This window comes from Paenibacillus sp. DMB20 (assembly GCF_000987955.1).
In the GTDB taxonomy this organism is placed as follows: domain Bacteria; phylum Bacillota; class Bacilli; order Paenibacillales; family Paenibacillaceae; genus Paenibacillus_AQ.
Genome location: NZ_LAZU01000022.1, coordinates 89,330 through 114,533 on the forward strand (window position 1 = coordinate 89,330; position 25,204 = coordinate 114,533).

Here is a 25,204-nt window from a genome sequence, read left to right on the forward strand (position 1 = left end):
GAGGAGAACCATGGAAAAACCACAGAGCTTGGTCGTTGTATCCGCTCCAACCAAAGCTGGGGAAGAATTTATTCTTCAGCTCATTAGAAACGATATCCCGTTTGCCGCGATCGCGAACAACCGGGCGGAACGGGAGCGTCTATGCCGAATCGGCGCCAAGCATATCATCATGCTCGACACCGCGGATGAACAGACCTGGATCATTCCGGAGTTTTCGGTCAGCAAGGTGTTCCTGTTCGAAAGCAGCCTGAACCTGTGCTGCCGTTACTTGCGGATATGCCGTACCTGGACCTCGGATCCGATTTATGTCGTCACCCATTCGAGCAATCCCAGACTGATCTATAAAGGACTCGGTGCAACCTTCGTGCTTCACACGAACAACAACAACGTTTCCTTTTTACTATCGTCTCTTGTCGGCTAGGCCGAAAAGCACATCAATCCAAGGAGGAATTCCCATGCAAGACCTGTACATGGTGCTCATTCTCGGAGGAACCTACGCCCTGTTCACCTTGTTCTTATCCTGGTGCGGACGCGTGGTCCACGAACCGGAGGCTGATCATCGATGATTATTATCATGGCCTTTATGATCTTTATTTTTCTGTATTTGATCTACGCGCTGATTCACCCGGAAAAATTCTAGGGTGTCATTGAAGGAGGAAGTCATCAATCATGGGCATTTTGCAAATTGCCATCGTCATTCTGGTTCTGGTGCTGCTCGTTAAGCCCCTGGGGACCTATTTATACCACGTGTTCGGAAATGAAAAGAACCGTACCGACCGGTGGTTTGGCTGGGCTGAAAAGCCGATCTTCCGGCTGATCGGGCTTAAGGATCGCAAAGGCATGACCTGGAAAGGGTATGCGCTCAGCTTTGTGATCACGAACATCGTACTGGTTGCCGCGGGTTACCTGATCCTGCGGCTGCAAAAGGTTTTGCCGTTTAACCCGAACGGCATTGATAATATGGAACCGACTCTGTCATTCAATACGATCATCAGCTTCATGACCAATACCAACCTTCAGCATTACAGCGGGGAGTCGGGGCTTTCCTACTTCTCGCAAATGGCGGTCATCACTATGATGATGTTTACCTCGGCCGCAACCGGCCTGTGCGTGGCGATCGCGTTTATCCGGGCGATTACCAGCCGGGGAACGACGATCGGAAACTTTTTTGAGGATTTCGTCAAAGCGCATACCCGGGTGCTCATCCCGCTCGCTTTTATCGTGGCCTTGGCGCTGGTCGCCCTAAATGTTCCGCAGACGCTGAAACCAACGATCCAGGTCACGACGATGGAAGGCGCCGAACAGCAAATTTCCGTCGGTCCGGTGGCGGCTTTGGAATCGATCAAGCACCTCGGCACGAACGGGGGCGGACATTTTGGCGTAAACTCCTCGCACCCGTTCGAGAATCCGCGTCCACTGACCAACGTCATCGAAATATTATCGATGTGGTGCATTGCGGCAGCCTTGCCTTACACTTTCGGTTTGTTTGCCAAGAACCGCAAACAGGGCTGGATTATTTTCTCCGCCATGCTCGTTCTGTTTATCGCATTTCTATCGCTGGTGTATGTATCGGAGTCTAATGGCAATCCGCAGATGAACCGGCTGGGGATCGATGCCTCCCAAGGCAGCATGGAGGGCAAGGAGGTCCGGTTCGGTATCGCGCAGTCTGCCCTGTTCACCACGGTCACGACAGCGGCGACGACCGGGTCCGTCAACAACATGCACGACACCTTGACTCCGCTTGGCGGCATTACCCCGCTGGCCCTGATGATGCTGAACTCCGTGTTCGGCGGGAAAGGCGTGGGCCTGATGAATATGCTCATGTACGCCATTCTGGCGGTATTCCTGGCGGGGCTGATGGTCGGCAGAACTCCTGAATTTCTGGGACGGAAAATCGAAGCGCGCGAGATGAAGCTGATTGCGATCGCCATCCTGGCGCATCCTTTCATCATTCTGGCGCCGACCGCCCTGGCTTTAATGACCGATGCCGGTCAAGCCGGAATCACCAACGCGGGCTTCCACGGGATTTCCCAGGTGCTCTATGAATATACTTCCTCGGCCGCGAACAACGGCTCCGGCTTTGAAGGACTTGCGGACAACTCGCCGTTCTGGAACATTTCGACCGGGCTTGTCATGCTCTTCGGCCGTTATATATCGATGATCGTGCTTCTGGCGGTAGGCGGTTCGCTGCTGCGAAAGCAGTGGGTCCCCGAAACGCTCGGCACCTTCCGCACGGATAACAAGCTGTTCGCCATGATCCTGATCGCGGTAGTCCTCATTATCGGCGCGCTTACGTTCCTGCCCGTCATCGTGCTAGGTCCGATCGCCGAATATTTAACGATCCGTTAATAGAGGTTGTTCAAAAAGTCGACTTTTGATCACGAGGCAAATCAAGAAGCTGACTCGACATCGAATCTTGAATTCAGCCGGAATTTCCGATGCTCGCATAGGTTTGCCTACGCTTCGCTTCGAAAATTCCTGGCTTCATCCAACCTTCACTTTTTGAACACGCACTAATAGAAAAGGTGGATTATCTCAATGAAGAACAATCGTAAAACAAGTTTATCAGGGGACATGGTCCGCCAAGCGCTGAAGGACAGCTTTATCAAGCTGAACCCCGTAACCATGATGAAAAATCCGGTCATGTTTGTCGTAGAGGTCGGCACCTTTATCGTCCTGCTCATGACTCTCTTTCCAGGCTACTTCGGCACGGAAAACAGCATTGGCTTTAACGTGACCGTATTTCTGATTTTGCTGTTTACCGTTTTGTTTGCCAATTTCGCGGAAGCTCTGGCAGAGGGTCGCGGCAAAGCGCAGGCCGATTCCCTGAAGCAATCCAAAAAAGAAATCGCCGCGAACAAAGTTTTGGAAGGCGGCGGCATCAAGCGCATCCCTTCCACCGATTTACGCAAAGGGGATATCGTCGTCGTCACGCAGGGCGAAATGATTCCCGGCGACGGCGAGGTCGTTGCCGGCCTTGCGTCCGTCGACGAATCGGCGATTACCGGGGAATCCGCGCCGGTCATTAAAGAAGCCGGAGGCGACTTCAGCTCCGTCACCGGCGGAACCCGAGTGGTCAGCGATACGATCAAGGTCCGGATCACCAGCGATCCGGGCGAATCGTTTATCGACCGGATGATCTCCCTGGTCGAAGGCGCATCCCGTCAGAAAACGCCGAACGAGATCGCGCTGAACACCCTGTTGACCGTGCTGACGCTCATCTTCCTGATCGTGGTCGTCACCCTTGCGCCCATCGCCAAATACCTTGGCATCGAGCTTTCCGTTCCGGTGCTTATCTCGCTCCTCGTCTGCCTCATTCCAACGACCATCGGCGGCCTGTTGTCCGCCATCGGGATTGCGGGCATGGACCGGGTGACGCAATTCAACGTGCTGGCCATGTCGGGCAAGGCGGTTGAAGCCGCCGGCGACATCAACACGATGATTCTCGATAAAACGGGAACGATCACGTTCGGCAACCGGATGGCCAGCCGGTTCATTCCGGTCGGATCGCACCAGGTCGGGGACGTTGCCGAGTGGGCCGCGGTCAGCTCGGTACTGGACGAAACGCCGGAAGGCCGCTCGGTGCTCGAGCTCATGAAAAAAGAAGATCTCAAATTTAACGAACACCTTGCAAACGGCGCTGAATTTGTCGAGTTCAAGGCCGAAACCCGGATGAGCGGCATGGATTTAAATGACGGCCGAAGAGTCCGCAAAGGCGCCGTCGACGCCGTGAAGTCCTGGGTGCAGTCCCAGGGAGGCACTATTCCGTCCGACCTGACCGCCAAAAGCGATGCGATCGCTACCGAAGGCGGAACGCCGTTGGCCGTTGCGGTAGACCATGTCATTTATGGACTGATCTACCTGAAAGATACCGTAAAGCCTGGGATGAAAGAACGTTTCGACCAGCTGCGCAAAATGGGCATCAAAACGATCATGTGTACGGGCGACAACCCGCTTACCGCGGCGACCATAGCCCGCGAAGCCGGCGTCGATGATTTCATCGCCGAAAGCAAGCCGGAGGACAAAATCGCCGTCATCCGCAGGGAGCAGGCCGAAGGCAAGCTGGTCGCCATGACCGGCGACGGCACGAACGACGCGCCCGCGCTCGCTCAGGCCGATGTCGGGCTGGCGATGAACAGCGGAACGACCGCCGCGAAGGAAGCCGCCAACATGGTCGATCTGGATTCCGACCCGTCGAAAATCATTGAAGTGGTGGCGATCGGAAAGCAGCTGCTGATGACCCGCGGCGCGCTGACGACGTTCAGTATCGCGAACGATGTGGCGAAATATTTTGCCATCATTCCGGCCATGTTTACCGCGGCGATTCCAAGCATGAACGCGTTGAATGTCATGGGGCTGGGTTCCCCCGCGTCGGCGATTCTGTCGGCGCTGATCTTTAACGCCGTCATTATCCCGCTGCTGATCCCGCTTGCCATGAAAGGCGTAGCCTATAAGCCGATGAGTTCCACCAAGCTGCTCCAGCGCAACATTTTCATTTATGGCTTGGGCGGCGTTATCGTTCCGTTTATCGGAATCAAGCTGATCGATATGTTTGTCCAGCTGTGGATGTGACGGCAATTAAACCTTAGAGATAGAGAATAAGAGATATTTTTTGAAGACAGATATGGAAAGGATCGAAAAGGATGAATAACACGGAGCAAAAAAAAAGGAGACGCGGCACGCTTTTCGTTTAGCATTGCGCTGCGAGCAAGTCTGGTATTTATCGTCCTGTGCGGAATGGTATACCCCCTTGTCACGACTGGGGCGGCACAGCTGCTTATGCCGGATCAGGCGAACGGCAGCCTGCTGAAGGACGGCTCGGGAAAGGTCGTCGGCTCGGAGCTCATCGGCCAGAATTTTAAAGACCCGAAATTTTTTCAAGGAAGGGTATCGAGTATCGACAACAATGGAGCAGGCTCCGGAAGCAATAACTATGCTCCCTCCAACCCGGACTTGATCGAAAGAACCAAGACTTCCATCGAGGCTTGGAAGCAAAATAATCCCGACGTGCCGGTCAGCGAGGTTCCGATTGATCTTGTAACGAACTCCGGTTCCGGGCTGGATCCGCACATTTCACCTAAATCTGCCGAGGTCCAGATTCCAAGAATCAGCAAGCTCACCGGCATATCCGAAAACGATCTCCAAAAGTTGGTTGATGAACATGTCGAAGGACGCGATCTGGGCGTGTTCGGGGAACCCCGCGTCAATGTGCTCAAATTGAACCTTGCCCTAAGCGAATTGCTCAAGTGAGTATTTCGCAGCATACTGATGCAGTAAAGGACTTCGTCGTCCATAGGCGGCCGGCTCTCTCCTTTTTGGAGGGGCCCGGCTTTTGCCCTTTATTTTGCGGGTTTCAAAATTAGGTCTACAGCAGGCATGATAGAAATTATTTTTTTAGAATTAGCTGTAAGGAGTGTGATGAGCCCATGCACCAGTTCAGAAGGAAATCGCCCGAGGAAATCCTGCTCTCCATCTCAAAGCTTCATCAGGGTCGGCTTAAGGTTTATATCGGGGCCGTCAGCGGCTCCGGCAAAACGTATCATATGCTGCGCGAAGGGCAGACCTTGAAGCAGCAGGGGATTGATGTGGTCATCTGTGCGGTGTCCACCATGCAGCGACCGGAAACCGTGGAGCAGATCGGCGATCTGGAACGGGTGCCCAGCATCCACTGGTACAAGGACGGCGAGGAGCGAAAAGACCTGAATCTCGACCTGCTTCTGAAGCGCAATCCCGAAGTCGTGCTGGTTGATGGTCTCGCGCATAGAAACCGCAGCGGCGCGCTGCACCGGACCCGGCTGGAAGATATACAATGCCTGCTCGGCCACGGCATCAGCGTCATTACCACGGTCAATGTCTATGAGCTGGAGGACGTGCAGGAGATCGCAAGCCGCCTGACCGGCATCCGTGCCGTCGAAACGGTTCCGCCCGATACGCTGGAGCTGGCTGACGAGGTCGTGCTGATCGACGTCACGCCGGAAACGATGCTTCTTCGCGCGGCTGACGGATTATCCGGAAACGGCAGGGATGTGTTCAAACACGGCAATCTGGCGGTATTGCGCGAGCTGACCCTGCGCCTTGTCGCCGAAGGGGTAAACGACTCCCTGGAAAGATACCGCAAGGAACTGGGGCTTCTCGGACCCTCCGGGGCGGATGAGCGCATATTGGTATCTACCCAGTACCACTGGAACGGCTCCATCTACATGCGTCGCGGACAGCAAATCGCGAAGAGGCTGAACGGCGACCTGCTCGTCGTTACGTTTGTGAGCCCGAATAAGGAGCTGGGCAAGGAACAGGCTGCATTCCGCCGCTCCATGCGGAAACTGGCGGAGCGGATCGGAGCCAAATTCGACGAGCTGCCATTAAGCTCCCGCAAAAAGCTCGCAGATGTGCTGATGGCCTACGCGCTTGAGCATCATGTGACCCGAATCGTTCTCGGCCACTCCAAGCAGACAAGATGGCAGGAGCTGCGGCAGGGCTCCATCATCCACGATCTGATCCGAAAAACGAGGGGCATCGATATTTTTGTCGTGGCGGACCGTGCCGAGCTGGAAGGCGAGCGCATCCTTCCGGCGCGGATCAATCCTCCCCCGGGACCTTCGGAGCCGTTCCACCGGCTGAATTCCCAGGAGCTGGACCACAAAATCGAACAGCTCAAGCGTGGCCGCTTTAAGGTATACATCGGCGCCGCTCCCGGCGTCGGCAAAACCTACACGATGCTGCGGGAAGGCAACGACCTGTTGAAAAAAGGACTCCACGTGCTAACAGGCCTGCTAGAAACCCATGGCCGTAAAGATACGTTGACACAAGTGGGAGAGCTCGAGGTCCTCCCCCGAAAAGTGATCGACTACCGGGGAACACGGCTGGAAGAGATGGACACGGAGGAAATTATCCGACGGAATCCCGATGTTGTGCTGGTGGATGAACTGGCGCATACGAACATGCCCGGCAGCAGGCATAAGAAAAGATACGAGGATGTGCTGGACATTCTTGGGGCGGGCATTTCGGTGATCACCACGGTCAATGTTCAGCATCTGGAGAGCCTGAACGACGCCGTCGAGCAGATCACCGGGGTCCGCGTCAGGGAAACCGTCCCCGACCAAATTCTTCGGCTTGCGGACGAAGTCCAGCTGATCGATGTGACCCCCGAGTCCCTGCGGCAGCGGATGAAAGACGGGAAAATATACGCCATGGACAAAGTGCCCCAAGCGTTAAGCCATTTTTTCAAGACGGGCAACCTGATCGCGTTGCGGGAACTGGCGCTGCGGGAAATCGCGGATGATGTGGACGAAAGACTGGAATCCTGGGAACGGAGCAGTTCCCTAAGGGGGCCGTGGCGTCGGCAGGAGGTGATTTACGTATGCGTAAGCGCCGATTGTCAGGGGGAACGCCTCATCCGCCGCGGATTCCGGATTGCCCACCGATTGAAAGCCACCTGGTACGTTACGTATTTTCAGGAGGCCCCTATGCCTCCGTCCCGTGAACGGTCTGATAAGCTGAACTCGCTTCGGGCCTTGACGGAACGCCTTGGGGGGACGTTTGATGACTTGGGAAGCTCCCGTTCCAAGGACATCCCCTCCCTTCTCATCTCCAAAGCGGACGAAATTCAAGCCACCCAGTTCATTATGGGCCAGTCCCGATCTTCGGCCGGCTGGAATCCCTTGCGCAATGGACGCATCGTCAAAGACTTGATCCGCAAGGCCCGCCATATGGATGTGCTTATCGTTGCCGACTACGAGCCGGGTAATAAGAAAAAAATCCCCTGATTCCTTGTTTGGGAACCGGGGGATTTTCCTATGCCTGGAGATAAGCGTTTCGGATTATGTCTGATCCTCGGTAATATAAGTTTTCACGGAAGGCGGGGCATAAGTATTGAACCGGTCAAGGAGATCTCCCGGATCGGTGCCGACAAGCGCCATGGAACGGTATTTATCCTGCAAAAACTGCTGCTCGTTCATATGGTCGAAAAAGGAAACGAGCAGATCATAATAGCCGTTCACGTTCAGGATGCCGCAAGGCTTCTGATGAAGTCCCAACTGGGCCCAGGTGAAGATTTCGAAAAATTCCTCAAGCGTTCCGGGACCTCCGGGCAGCGCGATAAAGCCGTCAGCCAGATCGGACATTTTTCGTTTTTCTTTCATGCATGGAGTCCACGATGATCAGTTCCGACAAACCGCGATGCGAAATTTCCCGGTCCTCCAGCATTTTGGGAATGACGCCGATCACCTGCCCTCCCTCTTCCAGTACGGCATCCGCTACGGTCCCCATTATGCCGACGCTGGCTCCTCCATATACGAGGGTGATTCCCCGCTTGGCCAGCTCTTTTCCCAATCGCACGGCCTCTTCTTTGTACGCCGGGGACGCCCCGTTGCTCGAGCCGCAAAATACAGCAATTCTTTTCATTAGTAAGCCTCCATTCCCATTCCGCTTCTATTTATCTACAGGTTTATTATAGCAAAAACCTCAAATGATGTACTCCCAAGAACATACTGCGTTGTAAGGGCATTAAAGCTGATAACGAAAACTTTTTTTTGTCCATCTTTTGTTATACTTTTACGAAAAGAAATGAGTATAGGGGTTGAAAATCAATGTTAATCGGTCATATCCAGGAAATTGTCCGCCATCCCGTGAAATCTTTCCGCGGAGAAAGCGTGCAGGAAACCAGAATCATGGAATATGGTTTGTACGGGGACCGCAGCCACGCTTTTTTGGATGAAACCCGAAAGGGCAAGTTTTTAACCATAACGCAATTCCCTGACATGGTCCGGTATCAGGCAAGATTTGCAGGGGAAGAGTCCATGGAGAAATATCCCAAAGTCGAAATCATAACACCTGAAGGCAAGGTAACTGAATGGGGAGATGAAGAACTGACGAAAGAAATGGAAAACAAATCGAAACGCAGCGTCTCCCTTGTTTCGTATTCCCCTTCAAACGTGCCTTTAGGGGCCATTGAGGAAGAACACATTCAACTGGTAACGGATGCTTCAGTGGATGAAATGAAAGAAATATGGGGAAGAACAGAACTTGATTATCGGCGTTTTCGCCCTAATTTACTGATCTCGTTAGAGAAAAAGATCCCTTTTATTGAAGAAGGATGGTTCGGTAAACGCATACGAATAGGAAATGACGTGGTAATTGAGCTAAAAAGGCATTGCGAAAGATGCATGATTATTACGATCGATCCTGAACATGCGGAGCGAGACGCGACTTTGCTTAAAACGGTTGTCAAAGAAAGAAACAATCATTTCGGCGTTTATGCTTCGGTCATCTCAACGGGTAAAATCCATGTCGGTGACGAAGTCCTGCTTCTTGAATAAAAAGAAGGGGCCTGGATTGAACAAGAGAAGCAAACAAAAGGGATTTCGAGATTCGAAATCCCTTTTCGTCGTTTGTAAATTAAGTTGACTTAGCAAAAGCCTCCGTCCGAATGAATGATCTGCCCGGTGATCCATCCCGCTTCATCCGAAGCCAGCATCTTCACCAAACGGGCCGCATCCTCGGGCTGGCCGATCCGCTTCATGGGAAATCGCGGCAGCAGGAAGCTCTTTAGCTCCTCGCTCATCCAGCCCGAATCGGTCGGTCCCGGATCGACGGCATTCACCGTGATCTGGAGCGGAGCAAGCTCCGCAGCCAACGAAACGGTAAAGGCCGAAATCGCCCCTTTGGTCGCCACGTAAGCCAGTTCCCCCGGCATCGGGCCCTTATCCTGCCCGGACGTCATATTGATAATCCGTCCACCCGAAGGGTGGCGGAAAGACTTGGCGAATTCGGCACAGAGCAAACATGTGCCTCGCACGTTAACCGCATAATGGGCGTCCAGGATATCGGCGCTTAAACGTTCATATCCATCCAAAGTAGAATAAGCGGCATTGTTCACCAGAATCGAGGGATCACCGAGTACAGTCGTCGCTTGCTCGATAATCCGCTTTGGCGTTTCCGGCACCGACAGATCCGCTTCCAATCCATAAGCGCGAACGCCCTCCTGTTCAAGCTGACGAGCAAGCAGCTCAGGCCATTCCCGGTCTTCCCCCCACTCCATGGTACGGTCGTATGGCTGCCAATACGTAAAAAAGATGTCGGCCCCTGCCTTGGCCAGGCTCCGGCAAATGGCCGTACCAATGCCGATCCGGCGGCTGGCGCCGGTTACGATTGCGATTTTCCCTTGTAATGTTCTCACTGATTATTCCTCCTGTTGTAAGGAAGCGAAAGCAAGGGTTAACGGAGATGTCTTGTATAACAGAAAAAGGCGAACACCATCAAGGTATTCGCCAAGTTATTTATAACTCCTTGCCTGGCGTCCTTTGTAATGGTCCGCATAGACACACCTGTCCCGTTGACGTAATCGCGAGTCAGGTGTTCTATCGCATCAAACAACCATTACAAAGTGCCTGCCATGGAGTTTCCATTCCCCTTTCCGAAACATCTCCGCCGTCAGTATACCTCTGTTTTCCAGCGGCAGTCAACTCCTCCGTCCGTCTATGGCTTTCGTCCAAAACGGATATCCCTGATTTGCCGCTCTTCACAAAGCCTATCTTTTGATACAACCGGTTGGAAGAGGGATTGGCCAGATCGGCATAGAGCATCGGAACAAGCCCTTCACCCAGCAGCATGGAGCATAATGCCGATACCACCGCTCCTGCGTAGCCCTTCCCCCGCTCCCCCCTCGGCGTAAACACGGCGTTGATCCGCCCATGCCTTGGAGCACGGTGTGCGATTCGGGCCATCGATTGCGGAACGCCATCCACCTCCAAGACATACAGACCTCCGCTGCGAATCATCTTCCCCGCTTCCGCCATCTGGCTTTCCGGCTCTACGGTTATACCGTAACCATCCTCGGAAAATCCGGCGAGGAACACCGCCACGGCCTCTCGATCCTCCATGCGCGAAGGCCTGATCGTACCGTTCACGCCTGTGGGGACATGAACGCGGGGACAAGCGTAGGCCTCCATGTCCATGCAAAACTTCAACCCGGAATCATATCCGGCCGAATACAATTCGGCAAACAGCTCAGCCGTACGGGGCTCGCTGCATATTCCCTTCAACGACGGATCATCAAGAAATTCAATCAACTGCGCAAGCTTGTCCTGCCTTTCGAATTCGGGCAGATCGCGATCAACCCACAACCAAGGGGTTCCTCCCGGGGATTGGGCGAACAGCAGATCCCCGTCACAAGATCGAATAGCCAGAGCGCCATCCAATCCGGTAATCAGATGAAACAAATTGTACGGCACTTCCTCTTGCATAAAGCGGTGTGCATCTTGAAGAAGACGATGCGGCTCAACGTTTTTTAAACATCTTTTCCAATCCCCCTTGGCAAGTGATTTACTCTCAGCATCCAAACATTTAAGCGATAAATTTCATTCATTCTACCGCCCGATCCTCATCACGTCAATCGTAACACCACCTGAACCCTTCCCGTTTTTTAGTTCTTTTTTATCGAACCATGTCGCGAATCTCATCTTGTTTGACAAACGAACACACGATACGACATATCAAAAAACCTTTATTCAACAGTACTATCAACGTTCTGATGAACAGATCAATGCGCAAGTGCCCATGTCCATCATAGTTCCACCCAACAAACCCAATCCCTTGACGACTGCCCGGAACTATGGGCGAGCCGTGCCATGCAAGAATTTAAACAAAGCGATAGAGGATGAAGGCTGAATAAATTGAAAGTAAAATCGCGACATAAAACGGGAAATTTGAAGCCAAACGACATAAAAAGAGGGAGAAGTTCTTGATATTTTCACCAAAAAACAACAGGCACCTTTTCCGCATGGAAAGAGTGCCTGCTTGTTTTATGGAGCCAAAACAATACCGTAATCCTTCTTCAGGTAAGCGTGAATACGCCGGAAATCAGCCTGGCTCAAGTCCTTCAGCATCTTGTCTTTCTCCCGTCCGATCATGATGCCCATCGTCTGGGCGGCTAAGGCTGTGTTGGGCATAATGCGGGCACTGCCGTATGCCTTGATGCTCGCACCCACATTTTTTCCGGTAACCAGCACATTGTCGTACGTCTTCAGCATGAAGGATCGAAGCGGCATGCCGTAACGGTCTGTTTTGCCGAAGCCGATTCCTTTGGCGATATGCCTTGTTGCCTGCAAGTCAATGGGATAGCCGCCGATGCTGACATTATCCCAGAACATGCGGCCGTTCTTTACATCCTCATATTGAAGCACGTATTCCGTCTCAAATCGGTTGAAATCCCGGATATATAAGTACTCCGGATAACCGTTCAATTCCGCCTTGGCAAAGCCCGGAATATTCGCCCTCATGTAATCAAGCACATAAGGCGCCTCGGCGGCCGCCTTTCGGATCGCCGTGTCTACCGACCGGCTGTCTGCCGGGTTTACGTCATAGATCAAAAGGGCGTTCATAATCACTTCGCCATGCCTTTGATCCAGCGTATTCATCCCTCGCAGCACCAGCTGGGGATCCCGCGACTTATACTTTCCCATAATGTTGCTGAAGCCCGTGGCGATATTCCAATCCACATAGGTATTCGGGCCGTACTTTTTCTTCACATTGGTCAGCGGGTAATCCTCGAGCACCGTTTGATGAAGCTTGCGCCAGTCGACCTTTTTGAAACGGAGCATCAGCGTGGCCGCCATGTAGTCCGGCTCATGCCCCGTACCGCTGTAGAGGCTTTCCATGCCGGGAATGCGTTTCAGGTCCAGTTTCCCGGTCAAGGCATTAAAGTCGGTATTTTCCACCCAGTAACGCGCTTGGATTTCATGCTTCCGGCCGTCCTTGCTCCGGTAAGTCATCGACTGAAGCGACTTCTCCTTTTTGGCATTTATCGTTTTGACCGACTGGATCTCGATCCCGCTCTGAATCGGAATGTTTTTAATCATTTTTTCGTAGTAACGGTTAAACTCGGAGGCCTTTCGGATCGACCTGTTTTTAAATCCGTCAAAAAGTTCTTTGATGTCGCCCTGAACGAGGCTCTTCTTGTTCTTATCGTTGGGCTCGTCCAAAAAGTGCATTTGTCCGACGGTCAGTTCGCCGCCCGGCTTGCTCCGCGGATCCAAAATGATGACCTCCAACCCCTGCTTCATCGCCGCCCTTGCCAAAAGCACGCCCTGAATCTCGCTGCCGATCACAACGACATCATAGCGGATGCAATGGGGCCCGCAGGTGGCCGGAGCCTCAACCGTGTTGGCCGACGGATAGGGGACAATCCATTGAACGATCAATGCCGCCGTTATAAGGGCGACGATGGCTCGTAAACATACCTTTAACATTTTCATGTACTGCTGCAACTTCCCTCCGGCTGAAATAAACGTCTTTCCCTGTCTGGCTTCTTGCATGGGTTGTTTTTACATAACCAAACAATATATTCCAAAAGTCATGGTACCATACTTGCTGTTTCCTATACAATAATGCAATTCATTTAGCTCCCGAATAAACCATGCCCCTGCGGCTCGCATATGTCGTTCAACGACAGGACCGCAAAAAAGCCAGCCGGCTCCGTGCTGGAACACAACTGGCTTATTCTTGGATTGGGCACGATCCATCCTTCCGGCTAAGCCCCAAAGGTTTGCTGGATATCCGTTTCGTCGGCCTGAAGCGCGATCGCAATCAGGGAAGGGTTCTCGGAGTCATAAAACACCTGAATAATACTTCCCTGCCGCACTTTGCTGAGCTGTGATACAAAAAACATCTTTCTCCGTAACGACCTCAAACGTCCCGCCGTCCGCCTTTGTCACGTCCAGCGTCAAACGCAACCTCGCTCTTCCGTCGTCCGTCTGCCCCGTTGGCGTTGCATCCATCACTTTGGCAAAAGCTTTGATTCCCGTTTGGGCCACCCTCATTAACTCCGGCGAAACGCCGCGCTTGACCATCTGTTCGTTCAACAGATGTTGCAGCTGTTCCTTGGACACTTGGCCCTTGAGATCGAGAACGACCTTTTGCTTGTTTTTGGGCGATACGAGAAGCGGAACCGGCTTTCCTTCCTGAATTTGCGCCAGCGCCGTCAAAGGAATGACCGCCGTTACCTGGGCCGGATAAGGGTCTTCCCCGCCCTTGGCGACATTTACGCCCAGCCTTACCTGCGGCTGCTCGTTCACGTACATGCCGGTCTGCGCCACGCTAGTAATGACACCCACCGCCGGCTCTCCATTCTTGATTCCGGGACGGAAAACTCCCACCAGGGAAGAACCGATCGTCAGGACGATTCCAACTACAATAAGAATGATATACCACGGCGACTGTATGATCATAAACGAATCCTCCCACAGCCACTGGGCAAGAAGAGGCGAGAAGCCTACACCGAACACCATAAGATAACCGATTGCGGCTATAATTCCTTTCAAACTTGTCTTCCTCCCTCATCTCGATTTCTGATGTTTCAATTATAGGCTGCCTTGATTTAGCAATCTATAGAAAATCAGACATTTAAAAGAAAGTGGAAAAGGACGGATTCTATTCTGTTTTGATTACGCTCTATTGCTGAAAAGACCGATAACCGCAAAATTTCTCGCCCTTAAGGCTTGATCAGCTTCTTTTTGTCGTCGTTTTTTTTGGGAACGTCTTAACGATCCCTTTTACGTGCGGTCCGCCGCATTATTCTTCAATAAATACGCCAGCTTGCGGTAATAACCGGACGATTCCTTATACCTCCGCTGATCCTCGGAAACCGTAGCCAGTTCCTCATACAGCGTTTCGAGCCGAAGCGTTTGCCCCGTAGCCTCGTAGTAAGGAAGGCAGGCCTGAGCGTACCGTAAAAAAGCTTCCTTGTTCCCTGCCGCAAGCGCAAGACGGCAATCATAATAAGCAAGCGACATTTGCTGATCCTCGGTGATATACGATTCCCGCAGACGTTCGATCTCCTGCGACAGTAAACTCCAGTTTTCCTGCACAAGGGCAGCTTCGCACCGGTAAATCCGTGTAATTGGTATGAATTGACGCTGCGTATCCTCGGGTTCGCGGGCAATCAGCTCCTCGAAGCGCTTAATTTCCTCCATCGCCTTTCCCAATTCCCCGGTTAAAGTCAGCATCATGATGCGGTTATGCAAAATCGTCGGCATCAGGTCCCCCTGGTTGTCCAGGTAGACCAAATTCGCCTCCGCCATGGACAGCGCAAGCAGCGCCTCCTGAATCATTCCCATCGAGAAGCAGTACCCGCTGTAGGCCACATAGGATCCGGATAACCGGTGAAACATCCGGTTCTCGTACACATGCCTCATCGTTAGGTCAAACACCTGCTTGGCCGGTTCAAACTGCTTCAGATGAATATGGGCTTCCATCTTGAAATGCTGCACGGTCAACCAGGCCTCCGAGCCGGTTTCCATCAAGTCTGCCAATCGGGCTGAGTCACCCAGAACATCATGATAATGATTTTTGGACCTGAAATATTGAATTCTGTAAAACAACAGCGCCTTTTTTAAAGGCAGCGGAACATCGGCCTCACCGGGACGTCCGTATTTTTCCAGATAAAAGTTCAAATAAGAGGAATGCAGGTATTCATGGGCGGCTTGATCATTCATCCGTTGGTAAAACACAGCCTTCATCAACGAGGTTGTCAGCTCGACCGTAAGCGCATCGTGCCGGTCTTCCAGCTCATCCACCTCGACCTCCGTCACCGATTGCATCGACAGACGTTCGAATATCCGCTCCGCCCGATCCAATGTTTCCCGATCTGCTAGGGATACCCTTAAAAGGTAGGAAGGGGCAACGCCGAGCCTTTCGGCAATCTCCACGGCCAAATCTTCAACCAACGGGTACCGTTCCGCCAAAATGTTCGCAAAGTGCGCTTGGGTTACCAGTCCCTCCACGAGGTCTTTCCGTGCTATGTTCTTTTTCCTGCATAAAAAACTCCACGCGCTCCTTGAGCATCGTCCTCCAACCTTTCCTTTACGGCACTTCATGCCGTTTTACCCGTCTCACGAGTCGAGGTTCTATGTATTCAATCGGCCGCAAAACCCGTCTATATTATCACAAATTCATCCGTCACCATCAATTTACAGCCTCCCCATAACGAAACAAGGCACCCTCTTCGGGTACCCTGCCGCATGCCGCTCACTCCGGCAAATGTTCTTTGCAAAACGCAGTCAGCTCTTCTTCCTCTTCCGGTTCCATATCGAAATCCAGATATTGATCTGTCACACGCTCGAAAAAATCGTATTTGACGATCCGCGCTTCGTCCGCCAAATAAATCACCCGGACGTAAACGCCGTTCTCGCGGTAAAGCTCGTCCTCTTCCGGAACCTCCAGGTCACACACAAACTCGTACCTTTTTCCGGGCAGAATGCCGAACGGATCTTTCACGAATTCGGCGCTGTATTCCTTGATCTCAAGCATGCAATCATCCTTTCCAAGACGCTCTAACGTTTATTATACACTTGAAAGCGGCAGTTAAGAATTCTCCATGGGCATCCGGTCGCGCAGACGCTATAGTATTCTTCAAATTAATCGGCAGAAAGGCTGCTATCCGAAATGCCCATTTCGGAAGCAGCCTTTAGTGTTCACTTATTTAGTTTATGCCTACAGAGGCGAAAAACGGTTAATTGATCAGTTCTCCCTTCTGAAGAAGAATGTGCAGCACTTTTGCGGCAGCCTCGCGCGTCGTCGGAGCCTGCGGCCGGAAGAAGGATACGCCGCCAAGGGTTTCTCCGTTCATTAGGCCGAGCTCGGTTACGGCTTGAACGCTCTGCTGCGCGTAGGATGCCAAAGCGGAAGCATCTCCGTAAGGAACGCGGGCCGGTCCTTCGGTTTTCGGCTTGATCTGGAGCAGCTCGATCGCCTTCGCCAGCATGACGGACATCTCCTGACGGCTGATGTTTGCGTTTGGATCGAATGCGTCTTGGCTCCGGCCGTTAATCAGCCCCGCCTCGTAGGCGGCGGCCACGTCCCGCGCATACCAGCTGCCGGACTGCACATCCTGGAACGGTGCCGCAGCCGAAGATGTGAGGCCAAGCGCCCGGGACAGCATCGCCGCAAACTCGGCACGGGTCACCTCGCCTTTCGGCGAGAAGGCCGTTTCCGAGGTTCCGTTGATCAGCAGTTTGCCCGCCAAAGCTTTAATTTGGGATTCGGCATAGGATGACGCGATATCCGCAAACTTCACCGGACGGGACGCCGCCGCATAGGTGGAAGCGCCAGGACGGCTTACCGTGACCACGGTGGTTCCATCCTGCTGCTTCCGCAGCACCGACGGAGCCGGATATACTCCATTCGCTTCAAGATACAGTACGCCTGCCGTATTGGCCTCCAGCTGTCCAGGAACGGTAAAGGAGCTGAGGATCCGGTATGGCTTCGGTACCGGCAAGGCTTTTGCCGTGCCGTTGTTCACGGTGTTCAACGCAAATGCGACCGGGGTACCGATCAAGGTGCCCCCTTGCATCCCTTTCGTAAACGATCCGCTTTGACCTTCGGCATTTCCGATCAGCATTTCAATGCCGGCACCTGCCGGGGCCTTCTTCAAAACTTCCGCAGGCACGGCCATGGAAGCGCCGGTATTGCTTACAATCACGCTGCTTCCGGCAGGCAGTTTGGACAAGATCGCCAACTGGGACGGAGTCAGGAAAGCTTTCGTCGACTTGCCCTCCGGCTTGCTCACCGACAAGACAAGAGCAGCCGGGGATGTGCCTGCCGCGCTTACCGCAGCCTGCAGATCCTGGTCCTTCACCGTTAAGGTCTGGATTCCGTCCAAAAGATTAACGGAGGCGGTTACGCTCTTGACGGCCTGCCCCTGCTTCACCACCGATTGAAGAGCCGGGGCTCCTTCCGCAGAAGGTGGATTCGGGTTCGGTTTAGGCGGATTCGGAGCAGGGCTTCCCCCGCCGGATCCGCCACCGGAACCGCCGCCGCTTCCATTGCCTGGTCCGGGTCCGCCGCCGTTCCCAGGCGCAGGAGTGTTATCTACCCGGAACGAACGGAAGCCCAGATATTCCGCCACCAGCTTCTGATCCTTGATCAACAGCGCATTCACGACAATCGAATACGTGCCGTCCTTCAGCTTGCCGTAGACGGGCTTTCCGTCTTTATCCACGATGACTTTGCCATCCTCATCCGTCTTTATATATGATCCGTTAATGTTCTTGTGCTCATAGTAACCCTTTTTCAAAAGACTTAAATTGCCCTGTCCGTCTTCCTCCGCGATGGTGTCGATGAGGCCCACGACCGTGCCGGACAGGTCGGTCAGCAGAAGCTGAATGTAGTTCGCGTCCTCGGTCAAACGGAAGGACAAGTCGGTAGAATCCTGCTTGCCGTCTCCGTTCGGCGTAATGACCGTGTGGGTAAGCGACATCTCCTGGATGCCGTATCCCGTTTCCGGCGGAGCATCGCCGACATGCAACGCGAACGGCAGATGCAGCGTCGGCATGCCTTCCGTCTCCAAAACCACTTCGCCTTCGTATACTCCGTCCGCAGCGGTCTCCTTCCGCTGAACGGACAGGAAGAAAGGCTGGGTCTTGCCGGCTTCCGCGGAGACGGTTCCATCCTGACCGACACCGACAAGCTCAACCTTGATCCCGTTTACATCCGGTGTAGGAACTGGGGCTGAAGGATCCGATGTCACTTCATTGTGCATCACGACCTTCGCTTGATACCGCACCTTGCTGCCGGACGTATTTTTGAGCTGAAGCTCCATCATTTGAGCCTCGGAACCTGCTGGTTTTACGCCAAAGCTTGCCGAAGAGCCGTAATTGACCACCTGCTTCGGATTTGAATTTTGATCCAGAATCGTAATCTGTTCGACCGTCTGCAGCAAGGCCGGAGTCGTTAATGCTTGTTCAACGTTGGCTCGGCCTGCCCCCTGAGAATACACGTCATAACGTATGTTCTCCTCGTCGAATATAGGGTCCGACGTGTTGGCCAGCGCCGCGCGCACATCAAACGGAGTCCAGTCCGGGTTCTCCTGCAGCAGCAGCAGGGCTAGGCCTGCAATATGCGGTGCGGCCATGCTCGTTCCGTTGCTCCGGCTGTACGCTTCGTCATACGACGCTTTCGGATCGAATTTTCCGTAGGCCGGATAGGTGGAGCGGATGTTTACGCCCGGTGCGGAAATATCCGGCTTAATGCCGAGCAGCTCGTCGGCATTCGGTCCCCGGGAGCTGAAGGAAGCCATCGTATCTCCCCGGACGTCGATTTTCGCATACTTTTCGCCAAACGAAATCACCATGGGCTCGTCTGGATGGCTTACGATATGCTTTGCGATACTCCGCCCAAGCGTTCCCTTCATATCGAATGCGGGTATGAATTCGTAATCCTCGCCGAGGATGGAGTTGATAAAACCGTCGCGTCCGGGAATCGACGCCGACAGGTCGGCTTCATTGGCATTGGATGGTTTGGAATTGCCGTTGAAGAAGATGACGGCTTTGGCTCCTTTCAGCTTGGCATTGGCCAGCTTGTCCACGAAAGCAAGATTTCCGCGGGAAATGAGCACGATTTTATCTTTCACGTCCAGACCCTCAAAGTCCTCGGGCTGTCCCAGGTCCGCATATACAAGCTCCTGCGGCTCCGTTCCGAGAATGGAGGCAAAGTCCTCTTGCGCCACTCTCCAACCCATGACCGTTAAATCGATATCGGCGTAAGTGGCCTGAGTGGCGCTTACGGGTTCGGCCGATTTGACCGTATCATCGGTCTTGGAAGAAATCCGGCTGTCCAATGCCGGGGCTATAGGCGCTTCGGGAGACGTATCCGCGCCCCCATATGTCGCTTGGGTCACGGAAGCCGAGCCCGTAAAGAAATAGCTTGGACTGGTGACTGCGCCGACCGAGATGGCAAGCTGGGCGCCTGCCGGCGAGCCCATCGAGTAGTAGTAGGGCCCGCTGTCCGCCGCATTGCCGTTGGCCACCACCGCAACAACGCCTGACAGAACGGCATTGTTCACGGCCATGGCATCCGGCGAGTTGGGATCCTTTTCCGTATCGGAGCCGAGCGACAGGTTGATGACGTCCATCCCGTCCTTCACCGCTCTTTCGATGCCGTCAATGACCTGTGCGGAGGTGCCGGAGGCGCGTCCTGTCTCGGCATTCCGGCCAAGCACCTTATAGACATAGAGGTCGGCTTCGTACGCCACCCCTTTTTGGACGACATCGGACGACGTGTTGGCCGCTCTTCCCGCAACCGTGCCCGACACGTGGGTGCCGTGCGACGTTCCGGCAAAGCCTTTTCCGACCGGGTCGTCTTCCACGGAAAGCGGCGGTTCTTCATAAGGGTCGTTGTCCTGCTCGAACGAATCCCATCCGCCTTTATAAGCGCCGGCCAAATCCGGATGCTTATAGTCAACCCCCGTATCGATGACACCCACCTTGAGCCCTTTGCCGGTCAATCCTTTGGCCCAGGCTTCCGGTACGTTGATCTGGTCCAACGGAGCGTTGTCATAGGTTGCTTCGCTTGCAGCCAGAGCCGGAGGCTCCTGCACCGGAATGGAGTAATAGGTTTTATTCTCATATATGGACTTTACGCCGGGGATCCCCGCCAGTTCGGGAATCCGGTTGGCAGGAACCGTAACCTCCAAACCGTTAAGAACGGTGTTGTACCGGTAGTTGACCCGCATCGGTATTCCCATCTCCTTGGCTGCGCTTTCAAAAGAAGCTTGCTCCTTCGATGCCGCCGTTTCCAGCGACGACGCGGACATGCTGCGCAGTCCCATGCTCGCTGCGAACTTTCCGGCCGCGGCAGGTTCGCTGCTGAGCTGAACGATCACGTTTATTTTTCTCGCTGAAGAAGTGCCGATCTTCGGTGATATAAAGGCAGGTCCCGGCTCCGATGACAGCAGCCCTCCGTTCCTGGCCTTCATGACGATATTCTCGTGAAGATCCGGATCGAAAGCGGCGTAACTGCCGGATGGAGCGGCAATGCTGGCTGACAATAGCAGGGCTAGTGAAACCACAGGCAATTTTCGGAAAAATGATTTCTTTTTCAATGAATTCCCTCGATTCTCTTTAATAGTATTGTCTGGGCCTGATGAGCCTGTCTGGATGCTAAAGCGCTGCACTTCTCTCCTTTCAGCTAAAATATGGATAAGAATGGTTAATTAATAAATTTGGAAATATAGTATCACCAATTGCGATAGATTACTATATTCGAAAAAGACTAGAAAAAAAGATGCGCATCAGCGACCGGAACGATTAAATTGGCAAATAATGTTACCCAACATATCGTTTCCCGTGGTTATACAGCCCTCTTTGCTGGCATATCCTGTCGCAAGAAAGGGAATATCCGCGCCATCTGGAAGGAATAATCCTGCAATTAGGCCTTAACTATTATTTTTCACGGGTCAAAATCTCTCTTTCAATTTCGTTCTGCAGACCCAGCCAAAAACGAATGAATTTTTTTAAATCGCCATCCTGTTCATTCGAAGGAAAATAATATCAGGTTCATGTTCTTGCCCAAGAATCGTTTTTTTTGTAGTAGAATGGAATTTGTGAATTTACGCATCGAGACATTTAGAGCGAGGAGTTACAGTAAGGTGAAAAAAAGCATATTCAAAATGGTTCGGAAACTATTGGAGCCCTTATCTCGTCATGACCGTTGCAGGCATACTTAGCGCGATATACTTCGGCATCACCAAAACGGTATGGGCGGTTACCGGCGAATTTACCCGGCTCGGAGGCCATGTGCTGGAGTTCTTCGGGGTGGATGTATCGGGCTGGGCTTATTTCGGGCTGGTTCATATGGATGGAACGACATGGACGCGGACGGACGGGTGGATCGTATGGGGGATGTTTATCGGCGCACTGGTTACGATTCTGCTCAGCAGCAATTTCAAAATTCGTCTGCCGAAGCAGAAACGCCGTTATGTGCAGGGCTTTGCCGGCGGAATCATCGCCGGCTTCGGAGCACGTCTGGCACTGGGCTGCAACCTCGCCGCCTTTTTTTACGGGCGTGCCGCAGTTCTCTTTCCACTCCTGGATTTTTATCGTGGCCACGGCTGCCGGTACCTATCTGGGCGCGAAGGTCGTCAACACGAGATGGTGGAAAGGCAAGCCCGTGCTGACCAAAGGCGGTACCGCCCCGGCTGCGTCAACGGGCAAAAACCGGCAGCCGTTCATTGGCGCCGTTCTCGGCCTCGCGTATGCCGCTCTGATCATTTACTTCTATATTACAGGCCGGACGATGCTTGGCACGGCTGCCCTCTTTGGCGCGGCGTTCGGCATCCTGATCGAGCGGGGGCAAATCTGCTTCACCTCCGCATTCCGCGATCTGTGGATCAGCGGCCGGGCCACGATGACCAAAGCGATTACCGTCGGCATGGCGGTAAGCTCCGTGGCTACGCTTGTCGTCATTCTCATCTACGGCCTCGATCCGATTACGAAAATCGCCGCGCCGAGCACGTTTGTCGGCGGACTGCTGTTCGGGCTCGGGATCGTGATGGCCGGCGGCTGCGAAACCGGCATGATGTACCGGTTGATGGAGGGCCAGGTTGTCTTTTTACCGGTCTTCATTGGCAACATCCTCGGCGCTACCAGCCTGGCTTATGCCTGGGACCACCTGGGGGTCTATAATCTTCTTGTGAAGAGCGGCTCGCCTGTCAACCTGATTGCCGCCATGGGCCCGGCGGCTGCATTGACGGTTACGCTGCTCGTGCTCGGGCTCGGCTTTGCCGTCGCCGTTTACTGGCAAAAAAACTACCGCTTCGGCGTAGGATTCAAGAAAGGGGATATCAGCAATGTCCGTTGATTTTACACTGGATCTTCGTGGGGAATCGTGCCCTTATCCGGTCATCTACACGCTCGAAACCCTGCGTGATATGAAGAAAGGCCAACTGCTTCAAGTGATCTCCGACTGCCCTTCGGCATTCCGCAACGTACCGGAGGAAGTCGTGAAGCACGGCTATACGATGGCTCAGGAGCCGGTTAAAAACGGCCAGGAATTCAGCCTGTTCATTCAAGTTTAAGGCATCTTTCAAATGATCTGTTTTACCCAGCAAAAAACCTCTCTTCAAGTTCGAACGAAGGAGGTTTTTTTGCATGGCCTACATTGCCATAGGATCGCATTCTGCATGCATATAGCTATATTTTACATCCCATTTACACCCTGTGAACAATATTATGAGATGATGACAGTTGCTACATATCATTGAACAACAAGGGAGTTGTTGCGTTCATGAAAAAGACCGTCATCAGCGGCATTGCAAGCCTTATGCTAGCGGCAAGCATCAGCGTTACGGCGTATGCCGCAGACCAAAACGTATTTCGGGATCTGTCATCCTCGCCTTATCGGGAGGCCGTCCGGATCCTGCATGACAAAGAAATTGTCAGCGAGGGCAAGAAGTTCTATCCCGACCGGCATCTGACCAAAGCCGAAGCGGCGGCACTGTTGGTCAGAGCGTTTAAGCTGCCAACGATAGAGCCGCTTCCTTCGGATGACCCGAACTTGGCCAAAACCGTCCGCTATGAGGATCCGCTCGGCGTGATCGATGAATCGTTCACGGTTCCGTCCGCGAAAGACATTACGGACCACTGGGGCTATCACTATATCGAAGGGGCTTTAAAGGTCCGTGCGGATGAAGCCGAAGGCAGTCTTTATAAGCCAAACGATACGGTATCGAAAGCTGAATGGATCGATATGATCGTCCGTACCGTGTACGGCGCCGATCGGAAAGTCAATGCAGGGGACAAGGCTGCCGAGCTTGGCATCGCCACGAAGAAAGAAGCCATGAGCCAGGAACCCGTCACAAGAGGCGAAGCGGCAGCGATGCTTGCCAAGCTGATAGGGAGCCCCGACTTCAAGGTCATTACCGTGTTTGCTACGTCCGATATCCACTCCCATCTTGAGCCTTACAAGCCCAAAGACGCCAAGAATGAAATCGGCGGGCTTGCGCGGATGGGCAAAATCATTGACGATACGCGCAAAATACAGCCGAATACACTGCTTGTTGACGGCGGGGACGCGCCGTACAACACTAACATAGGCAATCTGTTCGAAGGCCGGTCTACCATTGATGTGATGAACGCCATGAAGTACGATGCCATGGTGCTCGGCAATCATGATTTTGATTTCCCCCTAAGCGTCATGAAAGCAAACGCAGAGCGGGCCAAGTTCCCGTTCCTGTCGGCCAACACGCTTTACAACGGCCAGCGTCCCGACCACCTGGACCCTTATGTCATTAAGGAAGTGGACGGAATCAATATAGGGATCATTGGCGTTACGGATGACGAAAGCCATTATTATACCCATCCCAAAAACGTGGAAGGCATCAGCTTCAAGAATGAATTCGAATCGGCCCAAGAGACCGTGAATGCCATCAAGGATAAAACCGACGTTGTAATCGCCCTTGCACATTTGCATGGAGACAACAAGGTTCTGCCGACCAAAGTCCAAGGAATCGACGTGGAAATCGGCGGAGGCCAGGATGTCGTCGATTTCCCGCAAATCATCAACAATACATGGCTGATCTCACCGGGAAAGCATGCCGAAGTATTAAATCAAATCAATCTGAACGTGCTGAATGATGAAATGATCGGATTGAACTTTGCCCACATCTTCCTGACGAGCAACCTTGAGGAAGATCCGGCCGTAGTTAAGGTCATTGACGAGTACCGCGCCAATCTCGACAAGAAAATGCAGGAGGTTGTCGGCAAGACCGCGGGTTCGCTGGACGGCGAGCGGTCGACCGTGCGAATGAAGGAGTCCAATCTGGGCAATGCCGTTGCCGACAGCCTGCGCGAGATGACGGGAGCGGACATCGCCCTGCAGAACGGCGGCGGCATACGGGCCAGCATCGATGCCGGGGACATCACGCTGGAGGAGATCTACTCCGTACTCCCGTTCGACAATACCGTCGTTATGGTGGAGGCCAGCGGACAGACGATATGGGATACTCTTGAGCACAGCGTCTCCTGGTATCCGAGCGCAGCCGGCGGGTTTTTGCAGGTATCCGGCCTAAGCTACACCTTCGATGCCTCCAAGGAACCCGGCTCCCGGCTGGTTGAAGTAACCATAGACGGCAAACCGATCAATAAAGCGAAGAAATACAAGGTCGTCTCCAATGACTTCCTGACCGGCGGCGGCGACAAGTTCACGATGCTTAAGGAAGAGACCAAGCTTCTTTCGAAGACGAAGAGCTACCTGCGTGATGCCTTCCATGAATATTTGCAGAAGCAGAAAACGATCGAGCCACGGTTGGAAGGGCGCATCAAGGTGTTGAATCCTTCGGAGAGCCAATAAATTTCAAAAAAGCTTATAAGCTGACGGATCGAAACCGTGTTTGGAACCTTGCCTTATAGCGTATCTTTTCGAATAAAAATCGCCC

Annotated in this window: 16 protein-coding genes and 2 pseudogenes; 10 read left to right on the plus strand and 8 right to left on the minus strand. The window is 53.2% G+C overall.

Annotation, left to right across the window (positions count from 1 at the left end):
• Nucleotides 1-10 precede the first annotated feature (10 nt).
• The 6 genes from XI25_RS10180 to XI25_RS10200 all read left to right on the plus strand — a co-directional run bounded on the left by XI25_RS10180 (nt 11) and on the right by XI25_RS10200 (nt 7,763).
• A complete protein-coding gene (locus XI25_RS10180; RefSeq protein WP_046678491.1) occupies nt 11-421 on the plus strand; it encodes a hypothetical protein in 411 nt (136 codons plus the stop codon).
• Between the two features lie 162 nt (nt 422-583).
• Nucleotides 584-640, plus strand: a complete 57-nt coding sequence (locus tag XI25_RS36810) for a potassium-transporting ATPase subunit F (RefSeq protein ID WP_442950376.1) — start codon at nt 584-586, stop codon at nt 638-640.
• Between the two features lie 29 nt (nt 641-669).
• Entirely contained in the window at nt 670-2,349 is a 1,680-nt protein-coding gene (gene kdpA, locus XI25_RS10185) for a potassium-transporting ATPase subunit KdpA (RefSeq protein WP_046678492.1), read from the plus strand.
• Nucleotides 2,350-2,538: 189 nt separating this feature from the next.
• Nucleotides 2,539-4,572, plus strand: a complete 2,034-nt coding sequence (kdpB, locus tag XI25_RS10190; RefSeq protein WP_046678493.1) for a potassium-transporting ATPase subunit KdpB — start codon at nt 2,539-2,541, stop codon at nt 4,570-4,572.
• Between the two features lie 75 nt (nt 4,573-4,647).
• Nucleotides 4,648-5,250, plus strand: a complete 603-nt coding sequence (gene kdpC / locus XI25_RS10195) for a potassium-transporting ATPase subunit KdpC (RefSeq protein ID WP_046678494.1) — start codon at nt 4,648-4,650, stop codon at nt 5,248-5,250.
• Between the two features lie 176 nt (nt 5,251-5,426).
• Complete coding sequence (locus XI25_RS10200; RefSeq protein WP_046678495.1) at nt 5,427-7,763, plus strand: histidine kinase; 2,337 nt, start codon at nt 5,427-5,429, stop codon at nt 7,761-7,763.
• Between the two features lie 54 nt (nt 7,764-7,817).
• Here the strand turns inward: XI25_RS10200 and XI25_RS10205 are convergent.
• Nucleotides 7,818-8,400, minus strand: a pseudogene (locus tag XI25_RS10205) (TIGR00730 family Rossman fold protein).
• Nucleotides 8,401-8,585: 185 nt separating this feature from the next.
• Here XI25_RS10205 and XI25_RS10210 point away from each other — a divergent pair.
• Complete coding sequence (locus tag XI25_RS10210) at nt 8,586-9,314, plus strand: MOSC domain-containing protein (protein WP_046678496.1); 729 nt, start codon at nt 8,586-8,588, stop codon at nt 9,312-9,314.
• An 89-nt stretch (nt 9,315-9,403) separates the two neighbouring features.
• On the opposite strand, the gene XI25_RS10215 is transcribed toward XI25_RS10210, so the two are convergent.
• The 7 genes from XI25_RS10215 to XI25_RS10245 form a co-directional block, all read right to left on the minus strand.
• Nucleotides 9,404-10,174 carry an SDR family oxidoreductase gene (locus XI25_RS10215; protein ID WP_046678497.1) on the minus strand — a complete coding sequence of 257 codons (771 nt, stop codon included), beginning with the start codon at nt 10,172-10,174 and terminating at the stop codon, nt 9,404-9,406.
• A gap of 181 nt (nt 10,175-10,355) precedes the next feature.
• A complete protein-coding gene (locus tag XI25_RS10220; protein WP_235439807.1) occupies nt 10,356-11,216 on the minus strand; it encodes a GNAT family N-acetyltransferase in 861 nt (286 codons plus the stop codon).
• Between the two features lie 582 nt (nt 11,217-11,798).
• On the minus strand, nt 11,799-13,250 hold the full coding sequence (locus XI25_RS10225; RefSeq protein WP_046678532.1) for an FAD-dependent oxidoreductase: 1,452 nt from the start codon (nt 13,248-13,250) through the stop codon (nt 11,799-11,801).
• Between the two features lie 351 nt (nt 13,251-13,601).
• On the minus strand, nt 13,602-14,315 hold the full coding sequence (locus XI25_RS10230; RefSeq protein ID WP_235439808.1) for a hypothetical protein: 714 nt from the start codon (nt 14,313-14,315) through the stop codon (nt 13,602-13,604).
• A 231-nt stretch (nt 14,316-14,546) separates the two neighbouring features.
• Nucleotides 14,547-15,776, minus strand: a complete 1,230-nt coding sequence (locus tag XI25_RS10235; protein ID WP_235439809.1) for an XRE family transcriptional regulator — start codon at nt 15,774-15,776, stop codon at nt 14,547-14,549.
• A 244-nt stretch (nt 15,777-16,020) separates the two neighbouring features.
• Nucleotides 16,021-16,302 (minus strand): DUF6509 family protein, encoded by a 282-nt coding sequence (locus XI25_RS10240; RefSeq protein WP_046678498.1) that lies wholly within the window; start codon nt 16,300-16,302, stop codon nt 16,021-16,023.
• A gap of 202 nt (nt 16,303-16,504) precedes the next feature.
• Nucleotides 16,505-20,872, minus strand: a complete 4,368-nt coding sequence (locus tag XI25_RS10245; protein WP_046678499.1) for a S8 family serine peptidase — start codon at nt 20,870-20,872, stop codon at nt 16,505-16,507.
• A gap of 601 nt (nt 20,873-21,473) precedes the next feature.
• On the opposite strand from XI25_RS10245, the pseudogene yedE reads away from it, so the two are divergent.
• The 3 genes and pseudogenes from yedE (at nt 21,474) to XI25_RS10260 (ending at nt 25,119) form a co-directional block, all read left to right on the plus strand.
• A pseudogene (gene yedE, locus XI25_RS10250) lies at nt 21,474-22,629 on the plus strand (selenium metabolism membrane protein YedE/FdhT).
• Complete coding sequence (yedF, locus tag XI25_RS10255; RefSeq protein WP_046678500.1) at nt 22,619-22,846, plus strand: sulfurtransferase-like selenium metabolism protein YedF; 228 nt, start codon at nt 22,619-22,621, stop codon at nt 22,844-22,846. Before yedE ends, yedF begins: the two are co-directional and overlap by 11 nt.
• 209 nt (nt 22,847-23,055) lie before the next feature.
• Nucleotides 23,056-25,119 carry a 5'-nucleotidase C-terminal domain-containing protein gene (locus tag XI25_RS10260; protein ID WP_046678501.1) on the plus strand — a complete coding sequence of 688 codons (2,064 nt, stop codon included), beginning with the start codon at nt 23,056-23,058 and terminating at the stop codon, nt 25,117-25,119.
• Nucleotides 25,120-25,204 lie beyond the last annotated feature (85 nt).